Here is a 266-nt window from a genome sequence, read left to right as displayed (position 1 = left end):
TCGTGACCTTTGTGTAGGGGTGAAAGGCCCATCGAGTCCGGAAACAGCTGGTTCCAACCGAAACATGTCGAAGCATGACCTCTGCCGAGATAGTTTGTGGGGTAGAGCGACGGATTGGGGGACCGCACTCCGAGAGGAGTGCGCCCCCCTGTCCAACTCCGAACCTACAAACGTCGTTTGACGCAGGGAGTCCGGTGCACGGGGTAAGCCTGTGTACCGTGAGGGAGACAACCCAGAGCTGGGTTAAGGTCCCCAAGTGTAGACTA

General features: G+C 57.9%; 1 rRNA gene. It reads left to right on the top strand.

Annotated features, from left to right (window positions below):
• Positions 1–266 (top strand): 23S ribosomal RNA (locus C486_RS19720); the annotation flags it as partial.

The sequence above is a fragment of the Natrinema gari JCM 14663 genome (genome assembly GCF_000337175.1).
Taxonomy (GTDB): domain Archaea; phylum Halobacteriota; class Halobacteria; order Halobacteriales; family Natrialbaceae; genus Natrinema; species Natrinema gari.
Note: the sequence above shows the minus strand (reverse complement) of the source record. Positions and strands in the feature narration are given on the sequence as shown.